The organism is Actinomadura rugatobispora (assembly GCF_042656285.1).
GTDB classification, from domain to species: Bacteria; Actinomycetota; Actinomycetes; order Streptosporangiales; family Streptosporangiaceae; genus Spirillospora; species Spirillospora rugatobispora.
This window is the reverse complement of the sequence record NZ_JBHSON010000220.1, coordinates 1-1,745: the sequence shown is the minus strand read 5'-3', so window position 1 is coordinate 1,745 and position 1,745 is coordinate 1. Positions and strand designations below refer to the sequence as shown.

Sequence of the window (1,745 nt, the reverse complement as noted above, 5' to 3'; positions counted from 1 at the left end):
GAGGGAAGGCGGACGATGGTCAAGAGGACGGGACGCCCCGGATACCTCCAGATCGCCGATGACCTGCGAGCACAGGTCGCCGACGGTCGACTCAATCCGGGGGACGCGTTGCCGTCGACCGCGCAGCTTCGCGAGCAGTACGACGTGTCCGCCGGTGTCGTGAAGGCCGCCATCAGCGTGTTGCGCACCGAAGGCTTGGTCGTCGGCCAGCAGGGCAAGGGCGTGTTCATCCAGGACCGGGACTCAGTCGAGTCGCCGGCCCCGCCCGCCGAAGACGGCGCGCTCATGGAGCAGCTCGCCGAGGTGCTGGGCGCCGTCCGGGATCTGGGCGAACGGGTCGCCCGGCTTGAGGAGAGCGTGTTCGCAGAGCCACCGCAAGCTCGTCGACCCGGCAAGTGAGGTCGTCCAGTTCCGCGAGAATCTGCGCCAGCAGTTCCCCAGGGGTCTGCCTCCGCTCACCCTCCGCCGTCACTCAGAACCGCCCCCTGTCATGCTGCGTTCTCTCGTTTGTCGGCACACTGAGATTTCAACGCAGGAGGCGAAGGAAACCCATCACTTATCAATCATCAGAAGCTTTCACAACGGTTTATACATCCGCTTTCACACCTCCCATGTAGACCGCGAAGCCCGCAGAACGCGGCATTATCTACAGTGAACGGAAAGGCCGATACGCATGACCGCAACCAAGCAGCGTCCCGGTTGGCAGCCCGGCAGGCTTCGTGAGCGACGCGAGGCGCACGGTTTGAGCTTGGAAGCCGCCGGCGACAAGTTGCGCCAGGTCGCCGACCGGGCAGAACTCCGCGTTGCGGCCAACTTCCAAACCCTGTGGGGGCACGAGAGCGGGAGTGTCTACCCAGGGCCGCACTACCGGCGCGCGTACTGCTTGATGCACCAGTCCACAGAGCCCGACCTGGGCTTTCGCCTCCCCCTCCCCGGCGAGGAGGTAGCCCTAGACGCCGTCCTGCCGCTCCCCACGCCCGGCACCAGCCCGGCCGTGACCGAAGAGGCCGCCACCACGATCTCTCGCGGACTGGACAAGGTCACCGACGCCACCCAGGACCGGGACGCCGCCGCCGGGACGGTCCTCAAGAACCGCGTGGTCAACGCGTGGCGAGGTCGAGCACTGTCGGACGGGATCAACAAGCCCGTTCTGGTCCTGGTCGGCGGCTACGCCGGATCGGGCAAGACCGAGTTCGCTCGATTCCTAGGCGATGTATCGGGATGGGCGTTCCTGGACAAGGACTCTCTGACCAGGCGACTCGTCGAACGCCTCTTGACCGCCATGGGCGGCGACGCCCACGACCGGCATAGCGACCTCTACCTCAAAGAGATCAGGCCGCTTGAGTACAAATGCCTGATGGACACCGCGAACGACAACATCGATTGCGGCATTTCCACGATCCTCGCGGCGCCGTTCATCTCAGAACTGAACGACGAAGCTTGGATGAACCGCCTCACCAACCGGTGCAGGGCCAAGGGCGTAGAGGTCGCCGCGATCTGGGTCCGCTGTGACATCGACTCCATGCGCGAGTACATCGAGTTCCGCGACGCTCCCCGCGATGAGTGGAAGCTCACCCACTGGGACGACTACATCCAGGGCATCAACACCGAGGCCAGCCCGCCGGGCGTTCACCTCACCATCGACAACCGCCAGGGCGCAGCCATCAGCATCGCCGACCAGACGCGGGACGCCATCCGTAAGATCCTGGGGTGACCAAGCGAGGCGTGATCCTGTACGGCCCGCC

2 protein-coding genes are annotated in these 1,745 nt (G+C 65.2%); both read left to right on the top strand.

Annotated features, from left to right (window positions below; translation table 11 throughout):
* Window positions 1-399, top strand: a 399-nt coding sequence (locus tag ACFPZN_RS55925) for a winged helix-turn-helix domain-containing protein (RefSeq protein WP_378293546.1), incomplete at its 5' end; no start/stop codon positions are given.
* 349 nt (window positions 400-748) lie between these two features.
* On the top strand, window positions 749-1,714 hold the full coding sequence (locus ACFPZN_RS55920) for a P-loop nucleotide/nucleoside kinase family protein (protein WP_378293544.1): 966 nt from the start codon (window positions 749-751) through the stop codon (window positions 1,712-1,714).
* The last annotated feature ends 31 nt before the right edge of the window (window positions 1,715-1,745 follow it).